Below are 23,317 nucleotides of genomic sequence, written 5' to 3'. Positions count from 1 at the left end.
GGCCGAACGGCAGGCAGCGTTTCCCGACTGGCTGGACTGGTACAACTACCACCGACCCCATACTGGAATCAGCGGCCACACCCCAGCCAGCCGCGTCACCAACCTGTCCGGACAGCACAGCTAGGGCGCCAGTGGCGCCTTCGATTACTTCCGCAACCCGCTCAACGAGTCGCGAGGCTTCCCTGCTTGAGTCTTCGGGCGCGCTCGTCGGCCATGCCGGGAGCGCGGGGTGTGTAGCTGAAGCGACATCTCGTGATCACGCAGCCGCAGATGTTCTGTATCCGTAGCGGACGCCGGCCGGTGAGATCACCACCACGTTCGGCTTACGGTGGGCGCCCTTGCACTGGGGCCGGCTCAGGGGGTGCTGTCGCTGAGCCAGTACGGGTCCCAGCGGTGCCGGTGCGGTCGGGTGACGTGGTGCATGCGCAGGCCGCTGGGCATGTGGTCGCCAGCGCGGGGCGGGTCGATGAGCCAGTCGAGCACGGGATCGGAAACCCGGTCGGGGGCGTTGAGGTCGGCCAGGAGGGCATCCGGACCGTGCTGGTCGTAGGGCGGTGGCAAGGGTAGGCCGGCAGCGGTGGCGTCGTCGATGATGCGGCGGCAGATGCTGCGCCAGCGGCCCTGCCCCCACCAGGAGTCGGTGTAGCTGGTGGAGCCGCCGATGCTCATCAGGATCAACGTGGTCTCGGGGCCGAGGACCTCGTGGTCGAGCTGGCGCCAGCGGTCGAGTTCTGCGATGACGGTGGCGGCTACCTCCGTCCAGCCCGGCCCGAACAGGGAATGGACCGGGGTGCCGTCGGCAGTGGCCCACTGCGGATCCATCAGAGCATCCTTGATGCTGTCCCAGTCGATGCCCTCCGCGGGGCAAATGTGCTGTTGGGTGACGCGAGTGACGGCGATGTTGACACGGGCCATCAGCACGTCGGTGTCCAGGTGGTGGTCTTCCACCGCGGTGTTGTTGCGCCAGCACCAGGCGGCCACCCCCAGCGCTGCCGCGTTCGGCACGATGTCGGGCGCGACGTCCTGGCCGTCCATGCCGACCACCCAGTTCAGGTAGGCGCTGAGCCATTCGCTCTCGGTGACTTCCCGGAGCAGATCGGCCAGCGGCAACCGCCGAAAGTCCGCAGCCGGCTGGAAGATCCGGCGGAATCTGCGCAGGGCGAACTCCTGCTTGGCCTCCGGCGGTGCCGTGTCAGCGACAAGGACGTGGGCGGCATCCAGCAGCCCGGCTTCTCCGGCGGCGGCCTCGACGGCGGTGACGGCCTGCTCCCCGGAGGCGGCGACTGGGATCTCGATGCTGTCCTCCAGCAGGGAATAGGACTCGGGCCACTCTCCCGTCACGTCGTCGAAGGGCTGCAGGGCCAACACGCCCCGGTGGGGGTGGTATTCGACGCCCACGCCGCCGTCGCCGCGCCAAAGGGCGGCGAACAACAGCGCGCCCTCCTGCTCATCGAAGTCGCTGTCCCACTCATGTGGCAGGTCGAAACCTGCCCACTCCAGCGCAGCCAGCAGCTCCTCCAACCGCGTCACGAAAGTCTCCCAGTCGCGGCCTGAGGGAGGGGGCACGGCAACGGCCGCACTGTCTGCCGGTGCCGCCTCGGTGGGGTGGCTGCCGGCGGCTGGCGCAGGTATGTGCGCCGGGTGAAGTCCGGTCCGTGGGGCGATCATCTCGCGGAACCTGCTAGCCTGCTCGGCGATCTGCTGGCGTTCGGCGGAGCGGCAGCTTGCGCACAGATAGCGGTACTCGTGGCCGAAGCGCGCCGAATAGCGGGTCAGAGAGCGCGCCTTGCCGCAGTCGCGGCACGGGCCGTGCCCGCTCTTGGGCCACCACAACCACCACTGGCCTTCGTAGTCGCCGGGCTTAGGTATCACTCCCCTGCCGACGAGGACTTCGGCCAGCCGCCGCATGCTGCTGTCACCGAGATGGCGCGGCACCTGCGCGTACAGCAGGTCGTGGGCGGCCAGCAGCACGGCGTCCGCGACGCTCTGGCCGGTCTCGGTGCGGCGCAGCACGCCCAGTGCCGCGGCCAGTTCGGTCACCCCGGCGCTGTGCATGTTTGCGGGGCGGCCCTCGCGTAAGGCCAGGGTTTTGGCTGCATCGAGGTCAGCTGGTGAAGGTGCAGGAATCGTCACATGCGGAGCGTAATACCGCCCTCTGACAGCGCGAGTTGATGAGCACTCGGTGGCACAGGCGGTGCGGCGCGCTCGCGCCCTGAGCGGAGTCGGAGCCGATGTGACAGCGCACAGCACCCGCAGCGTGGTTCCAGCAGATGCGGAGCTGTCCGAGCGTACGGTGTCCCACAGGTCTGGCCGCGGCGCAGCGTGGTCAGACCGCTCCGCCTTGAACGTTCGCATCTCCGCCGGCTTGAGGGCGTGTGCAACTTCGTGCCTTCAGAAGGCGCGCCGTCTTCTGCGTGAGCGGGGGCAGTGCTGGCATACCATGCCCTTGCTTCGGTTGGCCACGGAGTCTTCGGCAGCATGTCCCTACGTGCACAGCCACCACACCACGCGCCGGGTATGCGGCGTAACGTGCGTGGGCAGGAGGGGCCCGTTGAGCGTTGGATGCCACTGCGCGGCAAGATCCGGTCTACGTGCCGCAAGCGAGGTTATCTCGTTAGCGTAGCGGCCGGAGCAGAAGCGGTATCCGGTTCCCTTGCCGACACGCTGGTCGATCTTGGCGCGCCATGCGTGTCCTGCGGCGCGCAGCCACCACACCTCTTTGCCGGAGTGGGCGGTGACCTGCGTCGAGGTCAGCTCGCCGTTTCGGTGCGGATGCCATTGCCCGGCGATACGGGGGAATTGCGCTGCGAGAGATCTGGATCCGTGGTTTTGGGCGCGTAGCGTGTTGACGGCGCGGTCTGCTTCTTCCTGGGCGACGAGTCGGCCCACGGCACGGTCAGGTGCCCGTTCACCGCGTTCACCTTCGACCATGTCCGGCGCACCGTGCAGCGCCGTGAGGGCCGCGAGAGCACGAGGCCGCGATCGCCCAGGCGTTCGATTGTGCGATCTCGGCCTTGAACTCCGGCGTGAGCGAACGGCTCGGCCGAGGCTTCTTCGTTCCCCTTGCTCGCCATGATGGACATCCTCCCGGGGCGGAACCCCTGGTCTCAGATGCCGTCACCGCGAATCAAGCCCAGTGCTCGGCTGACCTGTCGCGGCGGTCACATGTCCCTGACCCGAGTGGCACGCCGAATGCCGCTGAGGATAAAGATAAGGACATGAACGACAACGGGGGACCCGCACAGCGTCCGCACGATCCCACGAGCTTCCGGCTGCAACCGCCGCAGCCTGCCCGTGCGCCGCTCATGGAGCACCCGCAGGCTCCGGCCACACAGGTGGCACCACCGCAGTCCGAACCGGGCGCGGGCCGGCTCGTGGCGGGCCGCTACCGGTTGCTGAGCAGGCTCGGGCACGGCGGCATGGGCACCGTATGGCGTGCCCGGGACGAGATCATGGACCGCGAGGTCGCGGCCAAGGAGTCCCGTATCCCCGACCACCTGCCGGAACGGGAACGGGCCAGTGTCTTCGAACGGATGCGGCGCGAGGCACGGGCCGCGGCCCGCCTCGATCATCCGTCGGTGGTGAACGTCCATGACGTCGTGGTCGAAGAGGGACAGCCGTGGATCGTCATGGAGTTCGTCCAGGGACGCTCGCTCGGCGATGCGCTCCAGGAGGGCACGCTCGGTGCGCGCGAGGCCGCGCGGATCGGGCTGGAGGTACTGGGCGCGTTGGAAGCCGCGCACGCCGCCGGGATCCTGCACCGCGATGTGAAGCCGGACAACGTCATGCTCGGCCGCCACGGTCGCGTCATCCTCACCGACTTCGGCATCGCGCAGATCGAGGGCGAGACCCAGCTGACCGACACCGGCGGGTTCGTCGGCTCCCCCGAATTCATCGCGCCCGAGCGCGTGTTGGGACAGCAGCCCGGCAGCGCCTCCGACCTGTGGTCACTTGGCGTCGTGCTGTACGCGGCGACGGAAGGCGTGTCGCCGTTCCGCCGCACCAACACCCCTGCCACGCTGCAGGCCGTGCTGAACACGACTCCGGCCGCCCCGACCGCGGCCGGTGGCGGCCCGCTGGCCGAGGCCGTCCAGGGTCTGCTGCACAAGGATCCGGCGCACCGGCCGAGCGCGGCGCAGGTGCGCGAACTGCTCGAACGTGCGGTGCAGCCGCCGCCCCAGATCGTGCGGGCCGGTGGCCCTGAGGCCGGTAGGGGGGTCCGCCTGGGCCGCAAGACGCTCATAGGGGTCGCTGCCGGAGTCGTGGCACTGGCGGTGGCTGCCTATCTGGTCCTCGCGGATCCGTTCGCCGGGCCGTTGCCCGAGGGGTGGAAGAAGCACCAGGAGGCGGCACCGCTGAACGCGAATGTCGCGGTGCCTGCCGGCTATCTCCGGATCCCGGACGCCGGGGACCCCTCCGTGATCACGTACAAGGATCCCAGCGGAGCGGTCATGGTCGAGCTGGCCCGGTGGGACCACGTGCGGCAGAAGGACGACATCTCGGGGACTGCCGACGCCCAGGCGTTCAAGGACTCGGACGCGATCAAAGACGGCTCCTTCTCGGGGGCGGGCATCTCGATGTCCGCGGACACGAAAGCCCGCAGCAGCACGGACTCCAACGTCACGTACCAGGGCCGCGATGCCGCCCTGAACACCGTCACCTACGGCACGAGCGGCTCCGGCGTGGACATCGACGGGGACGTCCCGCGCGAGGCCAGGGCGTTCTACTACCGGACCCACGCCGGTGACATGTACCGGTTGTGGGTGGACTATCCGGGCAAGGGCGACTTCACCGACCGCGGCCGCGAGGTCGCCCGGATCGCGATCGCCAACCTCGACATCCAAAAGCCCTGAGACCTCTCCTCGCCGTCCGGCCGGATGGCCGTCCCTCCGCCCGCCGGTGCCGCGGCCGCCGTTCGCGGCGGAGGGCCGCCGCGCCCGCGGTCTGCCGGCGGGCCCGCGTCCGCCCCGGCCCCCGGGGCGCGTGGTCAGGGCCGCAGCGAGCCCGTCGACCCTCGTACGACCAGCTCCGGCTGGAAGGTGAACTCGGTGCGGCCGGTCGGCGCCCGGTGGGCTGAGGCCCGGTCGTGGATCTCCTCGATCAGGGCGCCGACCGCCGCCGTCGCCATCGCCAGGAGTTGCGGATCGCGATCGTGACCTGGCTCGAGCGCACCTACCGCCGACGCCGGCGACAGAAGCGCCTGGCCCGATTGCCGCCGTTGAGTACGAGACCATCATGACCCCACCCGCAGCTCTGGCTGCACAGACCCCGCTGTCACCCGATCATGCAGCAGTCCCCACCGATTGGTCCGGAGGTGCCATGCCCCTGCACATGAAGTTGACCGCGATAACACTCGACTGTCCTGATCCGCTGGCTCTGGCGGCCTTCTATCAGGCGGCAACCGGCCTCGAACCCCACCCGAAATCTGACGCCGACTTCGCCGGTCTCAGCCGTGACGACGGACTCGTCATCGGCTTTCAACGGGTCGACGACTACCGGGCTCCACGCTGGCCCGACCCATCTGTTCCCCAACAGTTCCACCTCGACTTTGCGGTCGAGGACCTGAACGAGGCCGAGGCCCGGCTGCTGGAGCTGGGCGCGGGCAAGCCGGATCACCAGCCGGGTGAGGATAGGTGGCGAGTCTGCACCGATCCGGTGGGGCATCCGTTCTGCCTGGTCCGGCGCTGAGGACGGATCGCCAGATCAGTTCAGCCGGCGCCCGAAGGAGCTCCACCGTCTGCTTGCAGGTGCGCTCTTCGTCAACCTCGACGAGGACCTCGGGGCGAGCTGTGCGCGCTGACCGCCACAGTGGAGAAGGACTCACCGCGCGCGCCGTGCTGGTTCTAGCCGATGAGTGGGCTGTGGCCCACCTCCGTCCTGGGAGTGCGCCGAAAGCCCTCGCAAGCCGGAGAAGAAAGGCCGCACAAGGACCCTGGCCGTACAGCCGCGCTGCGGCACGGCAGCGGGGCCGTACGAGTAGTGACGCCCAGGGCACGCGAGGGGCAGCGCGGCGAGGCTACGCCGCCCACGGGCGCCGCCCACGCTCTGGGGCGTTGTTCACTTCCCGTACGTCCGCTTCCACCGCGCCTGTTGGACAACATCGCCCTGGCCGACGCCTGCCTCGCTCACCTCGTAGCAGCCGATCGAGGAGCACGGCGCTGAGGTCCTCAACGGGCTGCAACGCCATGAAGCCGCGGTTCGTCCGCACGGCTGCGGCGGACCGTTCGGCGTGAGAAGTAGGGGCCCAGCGATCGGCGGGCCGCATGGTGCAGCGCTCAGTTTGCCAGTCCGGTGCGGTAGGCGTAGCGGACGGCCCCTGCGCGATCGCGTACGCCGGTCTTCGCGAAGATGCGGTTGATGTGCGTCTTGACCGTGGCACGGCCGAGGTAGAGGCGTTCGCCGATCTCGGTGTTGGACAGCCCCTGCGCGATCAGCGCGAGAACCTCTGCCTCACGGGCGGTCAGCGGCTCCGGCAGCGGGGCGGGGACCTCCCGCATCGGTCGAGCCGGTGCGGGAGTTGCGGCCGCCGAAGCGGACGCCTCGCGGTCCGCAACGGGCGCGGGCGGTGGCAGCGGGCCCGAGGTGACGGTCGCGACCAGGCGTTCCTGCACCACCGGATCCATCCACGTCAGGCCCTCGTGCACGGCACGGATCGCCCGTTCGATCTCGTCCGCGCCGGTGTCCTTGGTGAGATATCCCTTCGCACCGGCGCGCAGTGCGGGAAAGACCGACGCGTCGTCCGCGTAGGTCGTCAGCACCAGCACCGCGATCCCCGGGGCCTCCTCGCGCAGCGTCCGGGTTGCGGCGAGGCCGTCCGTGTCGGGCATCACCAGGTCCATCAGCACGACATCCGGGCGGTGTTCGAGGGCCCTGTCCACCGCCTCGGCGCCGTCGGCCGCACCACCCACGACCTCCATGCCCGCGTTCAGGCCCACCAGCAACATCAAGCCCTCACGGGTGACCCGCTGATCGTCCACGACCAGCACCCTGATCGGTGCGGGGGAATCGCTCACGTCGGTATCTCCATCTCCACGGTCCAGCCCTGCTCGGTGGGCCCGGCATGGATGCGGCCACCGACCCGTTCGATGCGCTCGCGCATACCTCGCAATCCGTTTCCGCCGCCCGTCCACGCTTCGGCGGGCGGCACGGTAACGCCGGTTTCGGTGTGGTCCGCTCCTGCTGCGCGGCCACGGTCCGAGACGGTCAGTGTGGTGGCCTGGGGTGTGGAGCGCAGCGCCACGGTGGTGGGCGAGCCGGGAGCGTATCGGGCGGCGTTGGTGAGCGCCTCCTGGGTGCCCCGATAGAGCGCAAGGTTCGCCTCTGGCGTCAGCGCTCTCGGCTGCCCGGTCACCGACAGCGTGATCGGCAGCGCGAGGTCACGGCGGCACCGGCCGACCAGGGCGGTGAGCTGGTCGGCCATGGGCACATCGTCCCCGCGCAAGGCGGCGACGGCCCGCCGCGCATCGGACAGACCCTCCCGGGTCAGCTCGCCGCTGCGCACGATCAGCTGACGCAGGGCAGGGTCGGCCTGGTCACGCTCGGCGAGCTTGCGGGCGCCCTCCAGCTGCACGGAAAGCGCCGACAGGGACTGCGCCAGGACGTCATGCAGTTCCCTGGCGATCCGGGTGCGTTCAGCGACGGCGGCGGCACGCGCCTGTGCCTCACGGGAGTCCTCCAGCTCGGCCAGCAGCAGTTCGGTGTGGTCGTGTCGCAGTCGGGCCTGTCGGGCGAAGACGTAGGCGGCACCGAGCACCACGCACAGCAACGCACTGGCCCCCGCGTTCTGGACCGCGTTGCGCGAGGGGCTGGCGTGGGCGGTGATGACCCCGAGCGACACGGTCAGTGGTGCGGCCAGGAGGACGGCCAGACTCGGCCGCAGGCGCGCGAAGAGCATCGCCACTGCGGTGGCGACGGGGATCATCATCGTCGAGGTCGGCTGGAGCCATGCCAGCACATCTCCGGCGGCACCCAGGATCAGCGGTATCGCAGCGGTGGCCGCCTCCGACTTCCACGGGCCCCGGACCAGGGCCGCGACGGCCAGTGACAGCAGGCACCCGGCCAGCGCCAGGCTGATGACGAGCCGCTCACCGGTCACCCCCGGGTGTGGCCGACTCTGCACAGCCGAGGCGGTGGTGAGGAGCATGACGCCCCACAGCGCCAAGTGCATCCGCGCAGCCTGACGCGCGGCACGTTCGGCCGCACGCGACCGGGCCTGCGCCACCCTTGGGCTGTCCCCCTGACCACCGCCGGGCGGCATTGCGCTCATGGTGGACAGCATAGGAGCAGCCGGCCCCGGGAAAACCGGGCCCGGCTGCTGATACCCGCTGCTCACACCGCAGCCAAGTCGCGGGCCGCACAGGAGGTCAACCGGTAGGCGCGGTAGCGGATCACCACCAGCCGGGTCATCGCCTGGGCCAGCGCCATCATGACGAAGGCCGCAACCCATGCCTGGGCCGAGGTGATCTGGTGGCTGCGGCTGAAGGTGGCGATGGCGTCACCGGCGCCGTGATCGGCGGCGTAGGCGAAGCCCATCCGGAATGCCATGCCGAAGACCCACAACGCCGCCGCAACGACGCCCGCCTTGGCGTAGACACCATCCGCCTTGCGGCGAAGGTGCGTGGTGAGCCCGCAGAGCACCCCGAGGGCGACTCCCGAGCCGGCCAGCACCAGTTCCAGGACGAGGTCGTTGCCCGCCGTCGGCACCGACCGCAGGTAGTACACAGCAGTGGCGCCGACCAGCACGACCGGCAGCACAAGATTGATCAGATCCAGGCGGCTGCCACACACCTGGCGCACGACGAGGAGGACGAGGATCCCGTTGACACAGTAATCGGTGAGGTTCACGGCCCCAGACTGCTTCGACCGCAGCCGCCAATCGCCAGCCCCCGGGTTGAGCGCCGGGTTGACAAGCGCCTCCACCCACGGGTTGAAGCGACACCGGCGAGTCGCGAACTGCGCCGGATGCGCAGGGCGTCATGTTCACCGCCGGCCAACGCCACGACAGCCGCCTGGCCGAGCCGCTGCTTGAACGGATCCGGGTACCCCGCGCCGGCCATGGCCGACCACACGGCAGGCCTGACCACCTCGTCGCAGACAAGGCCTACGGCTCTCACGGCTTCCGGGCCTACCTGCGCAAACGCAAAATCGCGCACACCATCCCGAGAAGGACGACCAACGCCGGCACCGCCGCAACCGTGGTCGGCGAGGCGACCGCCCACCGGGCTGTGACCGCGAGACCTACCGCCGCCGCAACACCGTCGAACGCTACTTCAACCGGCTCAAGGGCTTTCGCGGCATCGCAACCCGGTACGACAAGACCGCCACCTCCTACGAAGCAGCGGTCAGTCTGCCTCAATCCTGCTCTGGGCAAGATCACTTTGAAGACGGACCCTGGTGACGGAGCAGCCGCTCCCTAACAACCTCTCGCATGAGCTGCCCCGGGCAACAGCGCACTCATGACTTTCTCCAGGCCGAGGCGCGCTGATTGTGTGCTGCCGACATGGTTGGCGGAGACTCGCAAGGTGAATGTGCGTGCTGGCTGGCCGTCGCTGTCTGAGGGGCTTTCTGAGCAGCTGCTGGTTCCGTAGACGGTTCCGCCGTAGCCGGCGATGTGTCCGTCGGCGCGTTTCCAGACTTTGAGGTGCGCGGGCTTGGCGACGCGCGCAGCAAGCTGTAGTGCTGTGTCTTTCTGCGAGCTGCGTGTGGCGTCCACCGCGAGCGCGGTGTTGCCGTCCACGTAGTACTGGCAGAAGGATTCAGCCTTCTTGCCCTCGAGGAAGGAATCGCCGTCGAACTCGATGCGGTCTCCCGGTGGGAAGAAGGGGCGGATCAGGTCCTGGTGGACGGGGATGCCGCAGAGGTCCTTCGGGAGGGCGTAGTTGACCTGAGGGCCGCCGCACCCGGAAGCGAGCAGGATCAGTGAGGACACGGCGGCGACGGGCGCCGCTGCCCTTTGACACCTCGTGGTGGTGGAGGCCGTCTTGTCGAGGTCAGCCATGTCGTGCGTCCTCCCATTGGGCGCCGGCGGTGTGTCCGTCGGTCGCGGCGTCGGCGGCGCCGTTTTTGAGGTCTGTCAGGGTTGACGGGGTGAAGTGTCCGTGTCGGGCGGCTCGTTCGACGGCTGCGCGGGCCGAGTCCTGTGCCGCTTGCATTCCGCCGCTGTACTTCAGGCCGGCGTCGTGCTGGGCGTCCGTGGTGGTGTCGTGTTTGATGCTTTTTACGACTTGGTCTTGGATTTCTCCGATGCCGTAGCCCGCCACGTTGCCGGCGACGTTGCCGGGATTGATCCCGTGCCTATCAAGATGCCCTTGCTCACTGCTCTGTTCACTGCGTCGACGTGGTCGTTGAATTCTTTGTCCTCGGCGGTGTGGGTGTCGTGGACGGCTTCGGCTCGGGCCTGGCTCATGATGCCTGCGATGGTTGCGCCGGGGTGAACCGCGTTGCGTACCCGTCCCTCGGCTCCCACGGTCAGGTTGTGAGTCACCGGACTACCTCCAGCTGCGGCCGGGGCATCGTCGTGCTCGGGCCACGGGGCGACGAGGCCGAGACGCAGCACCCGGGCCCCGTCGCGGGCTTCCACGTGCCACGGGCGCCGCTGCCGGTGCTTGCGGTCCGCGCCCCACAGGGTGCGGGAATGGCCGACGGCCCTGCGCCGTGGCCGATGCGCCGGCCGGACCGGGCGTGCGTCGGCCGGACAGATGCGCGTCGGCCAGGGTGACCGCTCACGCCGCTCCAGCGAACCTGCCTGCTCAAAGCGGTTACCCGGCTTGCTTGCGTCCCGGATACCCGCAGGTGAGCAGGGTCTTTTCGCTGCGCGTAGGACACGGCCATCACAGCGCAGAGCATCGGTCACCCCGCCGTGAGCTGCACACCGCAGCGCCATGAACATCCTCCTCTTCCTGCCGACCTCCCTCGGCTGAGGGTGATCGCGACCTACCTCCAGCTGGAGCTGGAGCGTGTGCACCGCCATATCGCCGAGGGCGAGCAACGCGAGCGAGAAGCCGCCCGCCAAGCTGCTGCTCGTTCTATGCCGGCGCCAGCCTGGACGATGCAGAGGAACGTCAGCGCCGACCCGCCCCCGGTGGCTGTTCACCACGGCCAGTGCACCGTAGGGCAGCCTCGCGTGCGGCCGATCACCCGCCGCGCCGCCATCGAGGCGCTTACCGCCGATGTGGAGGCGTGTGCGCTGTGCCGCCCGGATCGCGAGCTTCAGATCGACTGAGCCCGCGGGTGCGGGAATGCGGGCCGCAGCGGGTGGATTATGTGGCTGAGAAGAATGGTTCCGCCGTGACCACACCTGCCCCCACGTCCACCACCGTGACGTTGTCCTGCCCGCCCAAGGAGGTCGGGCGCTGCGCGTCCTGCCAGCAGCCCTGCCACCGGTACGGCCACGGCGGCAACCCGCTGTACACCACGTGCCGCGCCAAGGTCGAAGCCGGGCGGACCAAGGCATCGGCCACCACGTAGCCGTCGGCTGCCGCTTACCCCGCCGGTCACAGGCCGGGTAAGCATCTTGGTGTCCGGCCCACCCTCCCCTGGGCGGGCCGCTACCGGCGGGGGTAGTACTGGTCGCCGTTCACCAGGCTGCGGAGCACCCGACCGAAGCGGCCAGTGGGCTCGGCCAGCTGGATACGGCACCCCGCGCAGTGCACTCCGTCGGCCGGCGGCGCTTCTTCTTCCCGTGGGTCGTACTCGAAGGGGCTGCTCTCCAGCGGCCCGTCGCACTCCTGGCACACCGGGTCGGGCTCCCTTGCGGCGTCAGCGGCGGCCTCCTGCGCGGCCCACCGCTCCCTCGCTTCCTGGCGCTCGCGCTCGCGCTACTGCTCCTCCTGTTCGCGCTGCTGCTTGCGGAGCTGGTCGCGCCGGCGCTGCCGCTGACGGAAGGCGCGTTCGTCGTCGGGGTCGTCCAGGGCGTCGGCGAGGGTCTGCCAGGTGGGGTGGCCGAAGCGGAACGGACCGGGCCCAGCGGCCCGTGCTCGCGCAGCCGGTCCAGGGTGGTGACCAGGATCGGCACGGCGTCGGTGTAGTCGGTGTAGCCGTCGCGTTCGTCCGAGCCGCGCTGGCGGGCGCAGAACGAGATCACCGGACTGCACGCCGTCTCCTACGACGCGGAGACCGAGGTGGGTGTGACGAAGGACTTTCCCCTGGGGAGGTGGGTGCACCAGCAGCGCAAGGCTCTGCGGGCCGGGGAGCTGGAGCCGCGGCGCAAGACCCTGCTGGACGCGCCGGAGGCCGGGATGGTATGGGAGCCGGGCGAGGAGGCGTGGGAGACCAAGCTGGCCGCGCTGCGCTCGTACCGGCAGGCCACCGGGCACCTGGCCCCGCGGCAGGACGCCGTGTGGGGCGAGGGCGAGGCGCTGGTGCCGATCGGGCAGCACCTGGCGAACCTGCGCCGGAAGGGCGGTCTGGCAAGGACGCGGAGCGGGCCGCTGTGCGCGCGGAGCAGCTGGCGGCGATCGATGAGGACTGGCACTGTCCCTGACCGCTGGACTGGCAGCGCCACTACCGCGTCCTGGCGGATCTGGTCGACGCCGACGGCATCGAGCCCGGGGTGCTCTTCGATGGCGACGACATCGGGCGGTGGCTGGCACGGCAGCGGGAGGCGAGCACCTGGGCGCAGCTGTGGGAAGAGCAGCAGCAGCGACTGTCCGCGTTGGGCGTCGAGCCCCTTCAGGCGCCGCCTGCCGCCCCGGCGGCGAAGCGTGCGACCACGGGGCCCCGGCAAGGCGCAGCAGGCGTTCCAGCGCGGCCTGGCGGCCCTCGCGCAGTGGGTGGCGCGGGAAGGCGACCGGCCGGTGCCCCGCGGCCACAGCGAAGAAATCGCCCTCTCCGGCGAGGGCGATGGGGAGCCGGAGGCGACAGTCGTGAAGCTGGGCGTGTGGATCTCCAACACCCGCGCAAGGCGCGAAAATCTCACCACCGAGCAGCGCGCCGCCCTCGCAGCGCTGGGCGTCCAGTGGGCGAGGCCTGCGCCAGCACAGGCCGCCGGTCAGCGCTGACCACTCCACGATCCCGATCTGCCCCGGGGCTACCACGGCCCCGGGGCAGATGCGTTCGCGCCGGCGGGCACCGCGCCCCAGCGGCGAGCGACCACTGAACCCGACACGCACCTGTCGCGCTCAGGCTCAACCACCCACAACACCGTCGGTGACAACCAGCCTGCCTATGTGACAACTATCGTGCTTCGGCTCATGGGGCATGCGGGCATGTGGCCCGGTTGCGGTCGGGTCAGAAGTCCAGCTCCACATAGTCGATGTCGGTGAACTCCACCAGCAGGCCATCGGCGCGGCGGCCGCGGTCCTTGAAGTAGATCTCCTGTAGACCTTCGGCGGCGATGTTGCGCAACTGCTGCTCGGTGGCACCGGCGGCCTGGGCGTCTGGTGCGCTGGGAGATGCCGAGCAGCTGGGCGACGGTTTTGTTGGAGCCTTTGTGTTGCTTGACCAGGTACCGCATCTGCGCACCGGCCGACTTGGGGAGGTTGGCGAGCAAGCCCGCTCGTGCCAACGAAGTTTGAGTGGCGAGAAGTGCTTTTGTGTCAGGGTGGCGGATGGGCGAACTCGCGGGTGCGTACACGCATCCGCGCCTGAGAGCGTTGGGGAGCAGTGACGGTGGCGATGCGGGCATTTCCGCTGGCGGGCGGGCCGGTGGAGTTACGGGGTGCGCTGGACTTGGAGAGGACGCAGGCAGGGGTGATGCCTCGCCGGTTGCCCGCATGGACCAAGGAGCAGTACCAGGACCCGTCGGTCTACGGGGTGACGGTGATGCCTTCGGGGGTGCGGCTGGTGTTCCGCACCGATGCGCGTGAGTTGGAGTTCGAGGTACTCACCTCCACAGGGCAGCTCGACGACGACCCCCAACCTCGCCCGACCGGGATGCTGGAACTGCTGGTGGACGGCGCCCTCGCCGAGCGCCAGCAAGCACCGATTGGCAACGTGGTACGGATGGCGGGTCCCGGGACCGCGCAGCGGCTGGTCCCGGGGGAGCCGGGGACCGTACGGTTCGCCGGGCTGCCGAGTGGCATGAAGAACGTCGAGCTGTGGCTGCCGCAGCAGACCCCCACGGAACTGGTGGCACTACGTGCTGACGGCGAGGTGCTGGCACCGCTGCCGGACGGTCGGCGCCGCTGGGTGCACCACGGCAGTTCCATCAGCCACTGCCTCGAAGCCGACGGCCCGACCGGCACCTGGCCGGTGGTGGCGGCTTCGCTCGGGGGAGTGGAGGTGATCAATCTCAGCCAGGCGGGCAACGACATGCTGGACCCCTATGTCGCCCGGACGATCCGCGACATGCCCGCCGACCTGATCAGCCTCAAGGTAGGCATCAACATCGTGGGCCTGGCTACCTTCCGACTGCGGACGTTCGGTCCAGCGGTGCACGGATTCCTGGACACGATCCGGGACGGTCACCCAGACACGCCGCTGCTGCTGATGTCCCCGGTGAGCTGTCCGGCACTCGACGCGACTCCCGGCCCGACCGCGATGGGTCCGGACGGGAAAATCACAGCCCTGGGCGACCCGGCCGATGTGGCCTGTGGGTCGTTGTCGCTGAAGGTGGTGCGTGATGAACTGGCCCGAATCGTGGCGGCCCGGCGAGCACGCGATTCCCACCTGCACTATCTTGACGGACGCGAGCTGCTCGGCCCGGACGAGGTGGATGACCTTGCCGACGGCCTGCACCCCACCGCCGCCGCATACCGCCGGATGGGCAAACGCTTCGCCGCCCACGCCTTCGCCGACGACGGCCCCTTCCGCTGAGCGACCGGAGCTCCGCACCTGCACCAGGTGCGGAGCTCGAGCGTAAGCGGGTTCCTCGTCATGGCCTAATCCTTGATCACAAGGGGACTTGCACGCCCCGAACACCGATCACTCAACCTTCAATGGCACACACTCAAGGTCCGCTGGCACAGGACACGGCCCGCGCACGCCCGCGGACTGGTGCGCATCCGGTCATTGGAACAGGATCGGGTGCACTCAGTGGCCGGACTCCCGACCACGGTGCGCTCCGGGCTGCTGCGGTGGGTGCGCCTGCTGGTCGTCCTGGCGCACCGGGGGCGGCCTCTCGGCATCGTCGTGTTCGGCGTAGCGGTCCGCGCGGGCGCGGGAGTCGTGGGCCGCCCTGGTGAACACGTCCTGGAGGAGGCGCAGCCGCTCGGCCGTGAGATCGAGGGCCTCCACGTCCGTACGGAATTCCCTCAAGACCCGCAGCGCCGTCAGGTCGACCGCCTCCCGGGGGTCGGTCTCCGGCTCCTGGTCACCGTGCTCGGATTCGGCAGCCGCGGGCACAAGCAGTTGCTCGGGCATCGCCGCCTGCCGGTGCGCGACGACGTCGTAGGCTCGGCCCCGCGCGGCGACGGTGGTGCGCAGCTTCTCGCGGACCGCCGCGCCGGCGAGGACGGCCCGCTCGTACTGCAACGGGACGCGGGGGATCTCCCACTCCCCCGGCTCCAGGCCGGGTGCGGCAGTTGGCGGGCGGCAGTCGGGTTCGAGGTCGGCCGGCGACCAGCGGGCGGTGTAGAGGCGGTAGGCGGGCATCCGGCCGCGCAGCGTCTTCGGCTCGCTGACGTCCACGTAGACGTGGCGAGCGCGGCGTCCACGATCTGCTCGTCCAGGCCCGGCTCGCCTACCAGAAGCGCATACCCAACGTCTTCGACTGGGTATGCACAGGGCTTCCGCTCCCTATGACGCGGGCGCACACACGCAATGCATCGCTCCAGGTAAGCACCGATACGGATGCTGTCACGTTCGGTAAAGCGATTTCGACCACATGCGGCGCCTGGGCTGGATCAAACCCAGCGAGTGGCGCGAGGCGCGGTTCGGCACGTCGCGGGTCCGCGAGCGCGCGGCGCCGCGCGCAGTGCCGCCCACCTCCCGCACCGGCCTATCCAGCACCGCGGCCGCGGCTCCAGCCCGGGGCCGGTCAGGTTCCACAGCTTCTCGGTGACCAGATTGCCCGCGGCGTTGGTGCGGCTGGCCGGGCCGAGCGACTCCAGGCCGTCACGGCCCAGGTCGAGGGAGCCTTTGCGGATGGTCTGCGCACTGGCCGTGCCCGGACACATCAGCTGCCGGATCTGCTCGGCGGTCGCCACCTTCACCACACCCAGTGCGGCGAGGACCATCTGCCGCGTCTTGGCTGTCGACCCGTACAACCGGCGCTTCGTCCCGCGCACTGCCCACCTCTCCCCCGCACCGGTCACACGCCGGTGCGTCCTCGGCCACGCGGCCACGAGCCCCAGCTCGGATCCGACGCCTCACCCTCAACTCACCAAGAAGTCGCGCGGATAGGCGGTAGGCGGGGTGGCAGATGAGGCAGGCACAGGTTCCGTGATCATGGAGTTGCGAAGCTCGTGATCACCAAGGAGATCTGTGCCTGCGCTGCCATCGTGGCTGACCGAACCGTTGTGGGACCAGTGCGCCGCCCTGTTGCCGCCGCGGCCGGAGTTCGATCCGGCCCACACGACTCCCCGCTGCTGGCCCCGACCCTGGACCTGCTGGGTGAGCTTGGGCCCCCGCCGGACGACATCACCGTGCACCTGGACGCCGGCTACGTTCGAAGACGGCATGGGCACTTCTCCCTTGGCGGATCCCGCCATCGCAAGAACCGACATCAGCACCTGCAGCATCGGGTTCCCTCCCGCCCGCCGGTCCTATCGATCACCGAAGCGGATCGTCCTGACAATCCTTCGGCCTTCGGCGCTCATTCGACCTGGGCGACCTTGTAGGCGATCCCGCCTTCGATGAGGTAGCCCGCTGCGACGCAGACGATGTCGTTCAGCCATGCGTACTCCTGCGATCCGGTCTCGAAAAGCGGGTTGGTGCGGAAGTAGTACCGGGCCGGGTCGATGTCGTACCTCTTGGCCGGATCGGCGATGTCGGCCCGCAATTCGGGCGGGGTGACCCAGCGGCCGCCGTAGGTCATGTACACCAGGGCGCCGTCGTGGGTACGCAGGGTGAGGCGCACGTCCAGCGACATCGTCCCGTCGGGGCGGAACAGCGCCCAGTCGATGGGACCGCGTGGTTCGATCTCCTCGCCGGCGAGGAGGGCGGCCATGAGCCGGATCATCGCGACCTTGATCACCGCTTCAGCGTGCGCGACGAACGCCGCACTGTTGTGAGCAACGCGTTCTTCGACCTCGCCGACACCGTCCTCACCGTCCGCAGCCTGATCCGACGAGCGTGGTTCACCCATCGCTGGGACGGCCGCCCACGCGCCGCCGGTGACTCAACTCTCTTCCTGCGGATCATCGTTCGTCTGGTGCACGCCGTCCAGATCATCGGGGTAGTGCTCGATCGCCCGCCGGTAGTCCTGCACCCGACGGTCGCTGCTGGTGGCGGCCAGCGTCCTCAGCAGCAGCCGCACCGCCTCGCGGCCCTCACCCTCGTTGTACAGCGCCATGGCAAGGAAGGCCCGCAGCGCAGGATCGTCCGGGAACTCCTCAAGTCCCTGCCGCAGGGTCCGCACGGCCTCCCCGTAGGAGCCCAGGACCCGGTGAGTGCTCCCCAGCCCGAGGAAAGCCCCGTGACGATCCTCCGGGGACAGGCCCGCACCGCCAGGGCCCACTCGTAGAAGGGGACGGCTTCGCGCTCCAGGCCGAGGACATCGTGCACCCAGGCCGCCTGGTAGGCGATCTCGGCATCCTCGGGATACCGCTCGGCCAGCTCGGCCAGCTCCACCAGCTGTTCCCGGGCCTGCCCAGCCTGGCCCTGTTCCCGCAACTGCACCGCTCGCGCCAGCCCCGTATCCCTCGCGCGATCATCGCTCATGCCGCCCTACGGTGGCACACCGCCCGATCGGAAAGCACCGCCCATGCCCCAACCACCAGACCATTCCGCGCGGCTTCTCAAGCGTCCGGGGCGACGAGGCTGCGGAGCAGGGGGGCGGCGATGCGGACGATGTCCTCCACGTCTGCCTCGGCCAGGTCGGGCATGTGCAGCAGAAAGCGTTGGGTGGCGATGCCCATCATGATCGCGCTGAACAGTGCGGCTCGCAGTCGTGCGTCGGGGGCGTCGATGGTGGCAGCGATGTGATCGGTGACTTCCGCGGTGACATGCCGGCGCAGCAGTTCTGCTGCTTCGTCGCTCGTCATGCTGGTTCGCAGGAGCACTGCCATGGGGCTGTCCGGGTCCGCCGCCCAGGTGCCCAGCATGCCGCGCAGGCGGTTCTCCGCCGTGTGGTCGGGGTCGTTTGTGGTGAGTCGGTCATGGGGGATCTGCCATTGGACGGCCTCGCGGAACAGGTCCTGTTTGCAGCCGAAGTACTGGATCACTGAGGACTTGTCCACGTCGGCTTCGGTCGCAATCGCCCGGATGGTGGCGCGCTCGTAGCCGACCTCCGCGAACTTCCGCCGCGCGGCCGCCAGGATGCGCCGTCGTGTGCGCTCGCCTTTGCGCTCGTCGAGGGCGGCTTCCGTGGCCGGGCCGCCTGAAGCGGCCTTTCGCTGCGCGGCTTGTCCGGGCGCATTCGTCACTACATCGGCCCAGGTCAACGTCGGTCCCCTTTCCGGTGCGGGCCCTGATGCTACAAGTGCCTTTGGGTGACGCCGAGCGCTTGAAGGGGCGGGCCGGAAGGCTTCGTAGGGGAGAGCCCGACATCGGGTACGGGTGAGGGCATATCCACCTCGGCTGCACTTCGTCCTGTGTCGCCGGGCCGCAGCGCGGCTGGTGGAGCGCCGCCGGGCTCCGGTCGGTGGGGTGTCCACAGCCGGAGCGCGGCGGAAGCTTCCTGGAGGTCGTGTGCGGGCGGCAGCCGTCCCGCTCAGGCAGCCAGTGCTGCTGCGTCTTTCACCAGCCGGTCGAGGTCCGGCAGAGCGTGGGTCCGGCGCTGGATGCCTTGGGCGCGGAATCGGTAGGAGCGGTCGTCGAGTACGTTGCGTACCGCTGCGGCCAGCGAGTCGTGTGTGACGTTCTGGACGTCTATTCGTGTTCCGACGCCCAGTTCCTGGAGGCGGCTGGCGTTGTGGGACTGCTCGGCGAACAACGGCACGGCGACCATGGGGACTCCGGCCGTCAGCGCCTCTCGCGTCCCGTTGAAACCGGCGTGCGTAAGAAACATGTCGCTGGAGCGGAGTAGCAGTTCCTGCTGTACGAACGAGGTCAGGTGGACGTTGTCGGGGCGTGCCCCGTCCCACTGCTGGGGGTCGCGGTCGGCGCCCAGGGCAACGACACCGGTGACCGGCAGGTTTCCCAGCGTCTCGATGATGGTGTTGAGCAGGGTGTGAGCGCCGCCGGGAAGTCGGGTGGCGTTGGAGCCGAGGGTGGCGAGGACGAGGGGCCGGTTGGAGGGGAGTTGGGCGATGTCAGGGTCGAGAGCAGCCTGCGCTGTCTGGGAAGGGACCTGGTAGTAGCGGGCGTTGGGCAGTCGGCTGTCTGTGGGATAGAAGTCCTCCGGAACGACCCCTGCGCGGAAGGCGCGGAACGGATGCCAGGCGTCGTCGACCGGTGCCAGGCCGAGCTTGCTCCGCTGTCGGTTGAGCTCCTTCGTCACGGCGGGGTGGGCATAGGGCGCCATGGGCGCGATGTCCAGAGCGCCGTGTGGGATACCGAGGCGCTCTGCCGCCAGATAGCCGCCGTATTCGGTTGATTCGTGGAGTATCAGGTCGGGTTGCCAGTCCTTCGCCGCTTCGAGGAGGTCCTGGGTGCTGGACTCGGCGAGGTGCCCGACGAAGGTCGCCGCGAAGAAGTCCGGCGCCAGTTCGAGGGTCACGGACCCGGCCTTTTCCATGCCCGGCGGAGGCTGGAGTTCACCGCTCTGGAACGCCTCCCCCATCGACTGGAGATGGGGCAGCGTCAACGCGGTGAGTCCACGCTTCTCGACGTGCTCGATGACGCTGGGCCCAGTGGCGATGGCCACCTCGTGGCCCGCGGCTCGGGCCCGTTCTGCCACTGGCAGAACCAAGGGGGCGAGGTGCGAATAGATTGCCTGTGCGGTGATGAGGATGCGCATGTGCTCGCTCTCCACGATGCGGTGCAGGCCCCAACGTGTGGGCTGCACCGCGGACTTCACGGCCGACTTCTCAAAAAATAAACGCTTGTTGAGAACCTAGCACTCACGCCCTTCGTGCTCTCATAGGCCCCCGCAACGCCCCCTCGCCCTCGGCAGCATCGAGTCAGGCTCCGCAGCGTCCGCGCGTGCCGGACCGAACCGGCAGCGGTGAGTTGGTCGGCACCGGCGGGTGGGGCTGTCCGACGGCACGCCAGCGACTCCCTCTGGGCGGTGCATGCCGCGTCCCCCGACGGGTGGTCAGCCACGGTCACTACAGGCTCGCCCGTCTCCGCCGCCTCCGGGACGTGCGCGCCGGCCGCGTCCCGACGGGTGCTCCGGGGACTCGTCCTGCGTCCCGCGTGACGGAGCGCACCGGCGGCCTGGTTCCTGCGGACCGAGCAAGCCGACGCCATCCGCTGACGACGACGAACCACCGTTGACCTTGTGTTTCCGCGCTCTCGCGCTGAGAGGCTGTCCTCATGATGGACAAAAGAGGTGGGGTTGAAGGTCAGGCGGTTCACCCGGGCAAGTACGCACGTGTCGAACGGGAGAGGCGGTTCCTGCTGGCCGAGCCACCAGCACCGTCGGCGGTGACCGTCAGTCGCGTGATCAGCGATCGGTAGTGACAGGAACGCGCTTGCGGCTGCGTCGGGCCGACTTGTCGAATGGCCGCTGTGAGCTCAAGCTCACCCAGAAAGTCCCGATCTTTCAGCCTGGCGCCACTCAGGGCCTGCCCGATCGGTACGCTGAGCGCCTGAAGCAACACCTCAACCAACCCGCAGCAATTCACGCCGCTCCTGATGGCACCTGCACCTGCCACCTTCTCCAGGGGCAGGCACCTGCCCGCGGCAGTTGCGCGCAGGATCTTGGCTTCAGGTCAGCGGCCACCGCAGCTTCGCTGTGTCCCAGTCGGTGACGTAGGTGTAGGCATCGTCCTTCGCCGGCGTCGTCCACTCGGCTGGCCTTCTCGACCGTGGAGTGGGCTGGCCTCCTCGGGGCGATGCGCCCGCTGGTCGTCTGGGCGCCGCGCGCGCGGACAGATCCCTCTCCACAGCGCAACTCACGTATCTGACCAGCGCCAACTCCGCACCTGCTATAGCAGTCGGCATGAGAATGACATGGCCTTTCGTCACTCATGTCAGCAACAGGTGAGCACCATCCGTCAGTGCCAACCAGGTCGCTGCGCCTGTGCCACTGACACTCAGATGACGATGTTCAACTGACGCTCCCCCGCAGAACAGCAGTACGCCTACGGCCGCGCCCCGGCTGGCCTCATGACATCCGCCCAGCTGCGGGAGGAGCGCCTGAAGCCGGCGGCAGGCCAGCAGCCGCTCGGCTACCTGCGGGTGAAGACCCGCAGGTTCGATACGGATGCCCCGCTGTACGACCCCGCCGCCGCGGCGAAGATGAACCCGCTCAGCTCCAAGCAGAAGGAGGCCCGTGCACAGCGCCGCACCTGCCCGGCCTGCGGCACCGTGCACAAGTACATCGTTCGAGGCCGGTGCCACGAGTGCCGGGAGCGCGACGAGGCCGTCCGGCGCCGGCGCCAAGAGCGGACCTGCGCCGAGTGCGGGACACTGCGCCCTCGACCGGTTCCCCCGACCAAGGTTCGAGGCCTGCGCCGCAGGCTGTGCCCTGACTGTCGGACCGCCGAGCGCCGCAAGGAACGGGAGGAGTTCGCGGCGTGGCTGCCGGAGGCGATCCTGTGCCCGGACTGCAACAGCGCCAAGACCAGCACGAAGAAGGCCGCAACGGCCTGGTGGAAGGAAACCCTGCCTTGGGCCCGCTGGAGCGCACTGCGTTGTCAGCCGTGCCGCGAGGTGGCCGACCGGCGGGCCCAGGAGCTGCAGCGCCAGTGGGAGACGGAACGGGCCGAGGCGGAAGAGGCGGCGCGCGAGAGGCGTCGGCGCGAGGTCGCCCACCTGCGTGACTGGGCTCGCACGCTGTTCGTCGATGGCCAAGCGGTGATTCTGGATACGGTTATCCGGGCAGACCTCTGTCTCACCAGCGACTCTGTCTATGTGGACCTGCGGGCTCAGTTCACTCCAACGAAGGACGATTCTGAGGCGGCGCTGTGAAGGCCGCCCGCGATTCGATGACGAAGCGCTGGTATGTCTGATGACCTAGCAAGTCTGGAGGCCACTTCGCGGACAGGGGCGACGTCCTCCAGCGGCCGCTCCTCATCGTTCAACATCGCTTGGAGCGGCTCCATGGACTCCCCCATCGCGCTGACTAGGCCGTGTCTCTTCGATCAGGTAGTTCGTTGTTCTGGTCATGCTCAGCAGGGGGATCTGACTGACACCGAGTGGGCTGTGCTGGAGCCGCTGCTGCCGGTGAGCAACAACCGATGCGGCCGCTGGCGGGATCACCGTCAAGTGATCAACGGGATCATTCACCGGCTTGGCACCGGGGTGCAGTGGCGTGAACTGCCCGAACGCTTCGGCCCATGGAAGACGGTCCACAAGCGGCATGTGCTGTGGTCGGCCGACGGCACGTGGGAGATGCTCCTCCGGCACGTTCAGGCCACTGCCGACGCCGACAGTGACCTTGACTGGAACGTCAACGTCGACTCCACCTCCGTGCGAGCCCACCAGCACGCCGCCGGCGCTCCCAAGAAGCCGCCACCCACCCCACCCAGCTCTTCAAAAGGGGCACCACAAAGATCAGTTCACGTGTACGCGCACATTATCCTGCGGCTCCTGCTGGAGGAGGCGGTGCGCCGGGTGAGGCCCTCGGCCGCTCCCGTGGCGGGCTGACGACCAAGATCCATGTTGCCGCGGAGGGCCGCTGCCGCCCGCTGTCCCTGCTCATCACACCGGGGCAGCGGGCGGACTGCACCCAGTTCGAGGCGGTCAGGGACAAGATCCGCGTTCCCCGCACGGGGCTCGGGCGCCCCCGCCGCACCCCGGACAGCGTGGGCGCTGACAAGGCGTACAGCAACCGCAAGATCCGCGCCTATCTGCGTAAGCGCGGCATCCGGCACGCGATCCCGGAGAAGAAGGACCACAAGGCCGCCCGCCTGCGGCGGGGTTCACGCGGCGGACGGCCTCCGGGCTTCGACAAGGGCCGCTACAAAGAGCGCAACACGGTGGAACGGGCCATCGGCAAGCTCAAGCAGTTCAGAGCCGTCGCCACCCGATATGACAAGCGAGGGTACGTCTACCTCAGCACCGTCACCGCCGCTGCGCTCCTCATCTGGCTCCGCTCGTGACAGGAGTCCATGAGAGGGGAGCACCACTACGCATAACCGGGAGTGCTGTGCGCAGATTCCCGTTTCCGCTGTGACATTCCCCCAACACCAGGTGCCTTCTAATCATGGCTCTCACCTGGGCATACTCC

General features: G+C 69.1%; 22 protein-coding genes and 8 pseudogenes. 14 read left to right on the top strand and 16 right to left on the bottom strand.

Annotated features, from left to right (window positions below):
- Positions 1-124, top strand: a 124-nt coding sequence (locus V2J85_RS30360) for an integrase core domain-containing protein (RefSeq protein ID WP_330823357.1), incomplete at its 5' end; no start/stop codon positions are given.
- A 230-nt stretch (positions 125-354) separates the two neighbouring features.
- On the opposite strand, the gene V2J85_RS30355 is transcribed toward V2J85_RS30360, so the two are convergent.
- From V2J85_RS30355 to V2J85_RS30350, 3 genes are all read right to left on the bottom strand, one after another.
- Positions 355-2,040 carry a hypothetical protein gene (locus tag V2J85_RS30355; RefSeq protein ID WP_330823353.1) on the bottom strand — a complete coding sequence of 562 codons (1,686 nt, stop codon included), beginning with the start codon at positions 2,038-2,040 and terminating at the stop codon, positions 355-357.
- A 444-nt stretch (positions 2,041-2,484) separates the two neighbouring features.
- Positions 2,485-2,754: a zinc-ribbon domain-containing protein gene (locus V2J85_RS41475; protein WP_419836849.1), complete on the bottom strand. Its 270-nt coding sequence runs from the start codon at positions 2,752-2,754 to the stop codon at positions 2,485-2,487.
- Positions 2,751-3,074 (bottom strand): hypothetical protein, encoded by a 324-nt coding sequence (locus V2J85_RS30350; protein WP_330823352.1) that lies wholly within the window; start codon positions 3,072-3,074, stop codon positions 2,751-2,753. Before V2J85_RS30350 ends, V2J85_RS41475 begins: the two co-directional genes overlap by 4 nt.
- A 144-nt stretch (positions 3,075-3,218) precedes the next feature.
- Between V2J85_RS30350 and V2J85_RS30345 the strand changes: the two genes are divergently transcribed.
- Positions 3,219-4,853: a serine/threonine-protein kinase gene (locus tag V2J85_RS30345; RefSeq protein WP_330823351.1), complete on the top strand. Its 1,635-nt coding sequence runs from the start codon at positions 3,219-3,221 to the stop codon at positions 4,851-4,853.
- A 134-nt stretch (positions 4,854-4,987) separates the two neighbouring features.
- Here V2J85_RS30345 and V2J85_RS30340 read toward each other — a convergent pair.
- Positions 4,988-5,131 (bottom strand): annotated as a pseudogene (locus V2J85_RS30340) (LacI family transcriptional regulator); the annotation flags it as partial.
- A gap of 188 nt (positions 5,132-5,319) precedes the next feature.
- On the opposite strand from V2J85_RS30340, the gene V2J85_RS30330 reads away from it, so the two are divergent.
- Positions 5,320-5,688, top strand: a complete 369-nt coding sequence (locus tag V2J85_RS30330; RefSeq protein WP_330823356.1) for a VOC family protein — start codon at positions 5,320-5,322, stop codon at positions 5,686-5,688.
- 587 nt (positions 5,689-6,275) lie between these two features.
- Here the strand turns inward: V2J85_RS30330 and V2J85_RS30325 are convergent.
- From V2J85_RS30325 to V2J85_RS30315, 3 genes are all read right to left on the bottom strand, one after another.
- Positions 6,276-7,013, bottom strand: a complete 738-nt coding sequence (locus V2J85_RS30325; RefSeq protein WP_330823349.1) for a response regulator transcription factor — start codon at positions 7,011-7,013, stop codon at positions 6,276-6,278.
- Positions 7,010-8,167 (bottom strand): sensor histidine kinase, encoded by a 1,158-nt coding sequence (locus tag V2J85_RS30320; RefSeq protein WP_330823348.1) that lies wholly within the window; start codon positions 8,165-8,167, stop codon positions 7,010-7,012. Before V2J85_RS30320 ends, V2J85_RS30325 begins: the two co-directional genes overlap by 4 nt.
- A 161-nt stretch (positions 8,168-8,328) precedes the next feature.
- Positions 8,329-8,844: a hypothetical protein gene (locus tag V2J85_RS30315; protein WP_261958298.1), complete on the bottom strand. Its 516-nt coding sequence runs from the start codon at positions 8,842-8,844 to the stop codon at positions 8,329-8,331.
- 131 nt (positions 8,845-8,975) lie between these two features.
- On the opposite strand from V2J85_RS30315, the pseudogene V2J85_RS30310 reads away from it, so the two are divergent.
- A pseudogene (locus tag V2J85_RS30310) lies at positions 8,976-9,397 on the top strand (transposase).
- A gap of 15 nt (positions 9,398-9,412) precedes the next feature.
- Here V2J85_RS30310 and V2J85_RS30305 read toward each other — a convergent pair.
- Positions 9,413-9,997 carry a hypothetical protein gene (locus V2J85_RS30305; RefSeq protein WP_330823347.1) on the bottom strand — a complete coding sequence of 195 codons (585 nt, stop codon included), beginning with the start codon at positions 9,995-9,997 and terminating at the stop codon, positions 9,413-9,415.
- On the bottom strand, positions 9,990-10,259 hold the full coding sequence (locus tag V2J85_RS30300; RefSeq protein WP_330823346.1) for a hypothetical protein: 270 nt from the start codon (positions 10,257-10,259) through the stop codon (positions 9,990-9,992). The genes V2J85_RS30305 and V2J85_RS30300 overlap by 8 nt, the downstream gene beginning before the upstream one ends.
- Positions 10,260-10,921: 662 nt before the next feature.
- Here V2J85_RS30300 and V2J85_RS30295 point away from each other — a divergent pair.
- The 4 genes and pseudogenes from V2J85_RS30295 to V2J85_RS30280 all read left to right on the top strand — a co-directional run.
- Positions 10,922-11,221 carry a DUF6233 domain-containing protein gene (locus V2J85_RS30295; RefSeq protein WP_330823344.1) on the top strand — a complete coding sequence of 100 codons (300 nt, stop codon included), beginning with the start codon at positions 10,922-10,924 and terminating at the stop codon, positions 11,219-11,221.
- Between the two features lie 65 nt (positions 11,222-11,286).
- Positions 11,287-11,466, top strand: a complete 180-nt coding sequence (locus V2J85_RS30290) for a hypothetical protein (RefSeq protein WP_261958294.1) — start codon at positions 11,287-11,289, stop codon at positions 11,464-11,466.
- 179 nt (positions 11,467-11,645) lie between these two features.
- Complete coding sequence (locus V2J85_RS30285) at positions 11,646-12,026, top strand: hypothetical protein (RefSeq protein WP_261958293.1); 381 nt, start codon at positions 11,646-11,648, stop codon at positions 12,024-12,026.
- 30 nt (positions 12,027-12,056) lie between these two features.
- Positions 12,057-12,998 (top strand): annotated as a pseudogene (locus tag V2J85_RS30280) (helicase associated domain-containing protein); the annotation flags it as partial.
- Positions 12,999-13,227: 229 nt separating this feature from the next.
- Here V2J85_RS30280 and V2J85_RS41470 read toward each other — a convergent pair.
- A pseudogene (locus V2J85_RS41470) lies at positions 13,228-13,377 on the bottom strand (telomere-protecting terminal protein Tpg); the annotation flags it as partial.
- Positions 13,378-13,614: 237 nt separating this feature from the next.
- Here V2J85_RS41470 and V2J85_RS30270 point away from each other — a divergent pair.
- Positions 13,615-14,754, top strand: a complete 1,140-nt coding sequence (locus V2J85_RS30270) for a GDSL-type esterase/lipase family protein (RefSeq protein WP_330823354.1) — start codon at positions 13,615-13,617, stop codon at positions 14,752-14,754.
- Positions 14,755-14,970: 216 nt separating this feature from the next.
- On the opposite strand, the gene V2J85_RS30265 is transcribed toward V2J85_RS30270, so the two are convergent.
- Together V2J85_RS30265 and V2J85_RS30260 are read right to left on the bottom strand one after the other, a co-directional pair.
- Positions 14,971-15,567 carry a hypothetical protein gene (locus V2J85_RS30265; RefSeq protein WP_330823342.1) on the bottom strand — a complete coding sequence of 199 codons (597 nt, stop codon included), beginning with the start codon at positions 15,565-15,567 and terminating at the stop codon, positions 14,971-14,973.
- 215 nt (positions 15,568-15,782) lie between these two features.
- Complete coding sequence (locus V2J85_RS30260; RefSeq protein WP_330823341.1) at positions 15,783-16,166, bottom strand: hypothetical protein; 384 nt, start codon at positions 16,164-16,166, stop codon at positions 15,783-15,785.
- A gap of 196 nt (positions 16,167-16,362) precedes the next feature.
- On the opposite strand from V2J85_RS30260, the pseudogene V2J85_RS30255 reads away from it, so the two are divergent.
- Positions 16,363-16,447: pseudogene (locus tag V2J85_RS30255) on the top strand (IS5/IS1182 family transposase); the annotation flags it as partial.
- A gap of 4 nt (positions 16,448-16,451) precedes the next feature.
- A pseudogene (locus V2J85_RS30250) lies at positions 16,452-16,556 on the top strand (IS5/IS1182 family transposase); the annotation flags it as partial.
- 137 nt (positions 16,557-16,693) lie between these two features.
- Here the strand turns inward: V2J85_RS30250 and V2J85_RS30245 are convergent.
- Entirely contained in the window at positions 16,694-17,074 is a 381-nt protein-coding gene (locus V2J85_RS30245; protein WP_419836847.1) for a DUF3237 domain-containing protein, read from the bottom strand.
- 15 nt (positions 17,075-17,089) lie between these two features.
- Here V2J85_RS30245 and V2J85_RS30240 point away from each other — a divergent pair.
- Positions 17,090-17,203 (top strand): annotated as a pseudogene (locus V2J85_RS30240) (IS5/IS1182 family transposase); the annotation flags it as partial.
- 15 nt (positions 17,204-17,218) lie between these two features.
- Here V2J85_RS30240 and V2J85_RS30235 read toward each other — a convergent pair.
- The 3 genes and pseudogenes from V2J85_RS30235 to V2J85_RS30225 form a co-directional block, all read right to left on the bottom strand.
- Positions 17,219-17,760, bottom strand: a pseudogene (locus tag V2J85_RS30235) (tetratricopeptide repeat protein).
- Positions 17,761-17,837: 77 nt separating this feature from the next.
- The gene (locus tag V2J85_RS30230) at positions 17,838-18,482 is read right to left on the bottom strand and encodes a TetR/AcrR family transcriptional regulator (RefSeq protein WP_330823340.1); all 645 of its coding nucleotides are present in this window, start codon (positions 18,480-18,482) and stop codon (positions 17,838-17,840) included.
- A 269-nt stretch (positions 18,483-18,751) separates the two neighbouring features.
- Positions 18,752-19,999: a glycosyltransferase gene (locus V2J85_RS30225; RefSeq protein ID WP_261958286.1), complete on the bottom strand. Its 1,248-nt coding sequence runs from the start codon at positions 19,997-19,999 to the stop codon at positions 18,752-18,754.
- Positions 20,000-21,252: 1,253 nt separating this feature from the next.
- On the opposite strand from V2J85_RS30225, the gene V2J85_RS30220 reads away from it, so the two are divergent.
- Together V2J85_RS30220 and V2J85_RS30215 are read left to right on the top strand one after the other, a co-directional pair.
- Positions 21,253-22,056 carry a hypothetical protein gene (locus tag V2J85_RS30220; RefSeq protein ID WP_330823339.1) on the top strand — a complete coding sequence of 268 codons (804 nt, stop codon included), beginning with the start codon at positions 21,253-21,255 and terminating at the stop codon, positions 22,054-22,056.
- Between the two features lie 150 nt (positions 22,057-22,206).
- Positions 22,207-23,189, top strand: a protein-coding gene (locus tag V2J85_RS30215) for an IS5 family transposase (protein WP_419836848.1) whose coding sequence is annotated in 2 segments (ribosomal slippage) — positions 22,207-22,638 and positions 22,641-23,189 — 981 coding nt in all. Because the reading frame shifts where the segments join, the coding sequence is not laid out codon by codon here.
- Positions 23,190-23,317: the final 128 nt, after the last annotated feature.

Source organism: Streptomyces bugieae (assembly GCF_036352915.1).
In the GTDB taxonomy this organism is placed as follows: Bacteria; Actinomycetota; Actinomycetes; order Streptomycetales; family Streptomycetaceae; genus Streptomyces; species Streptomyces endophytica.
This window is presented reverse-complemented; position numbering and strand designations above follow the sequence as displayed.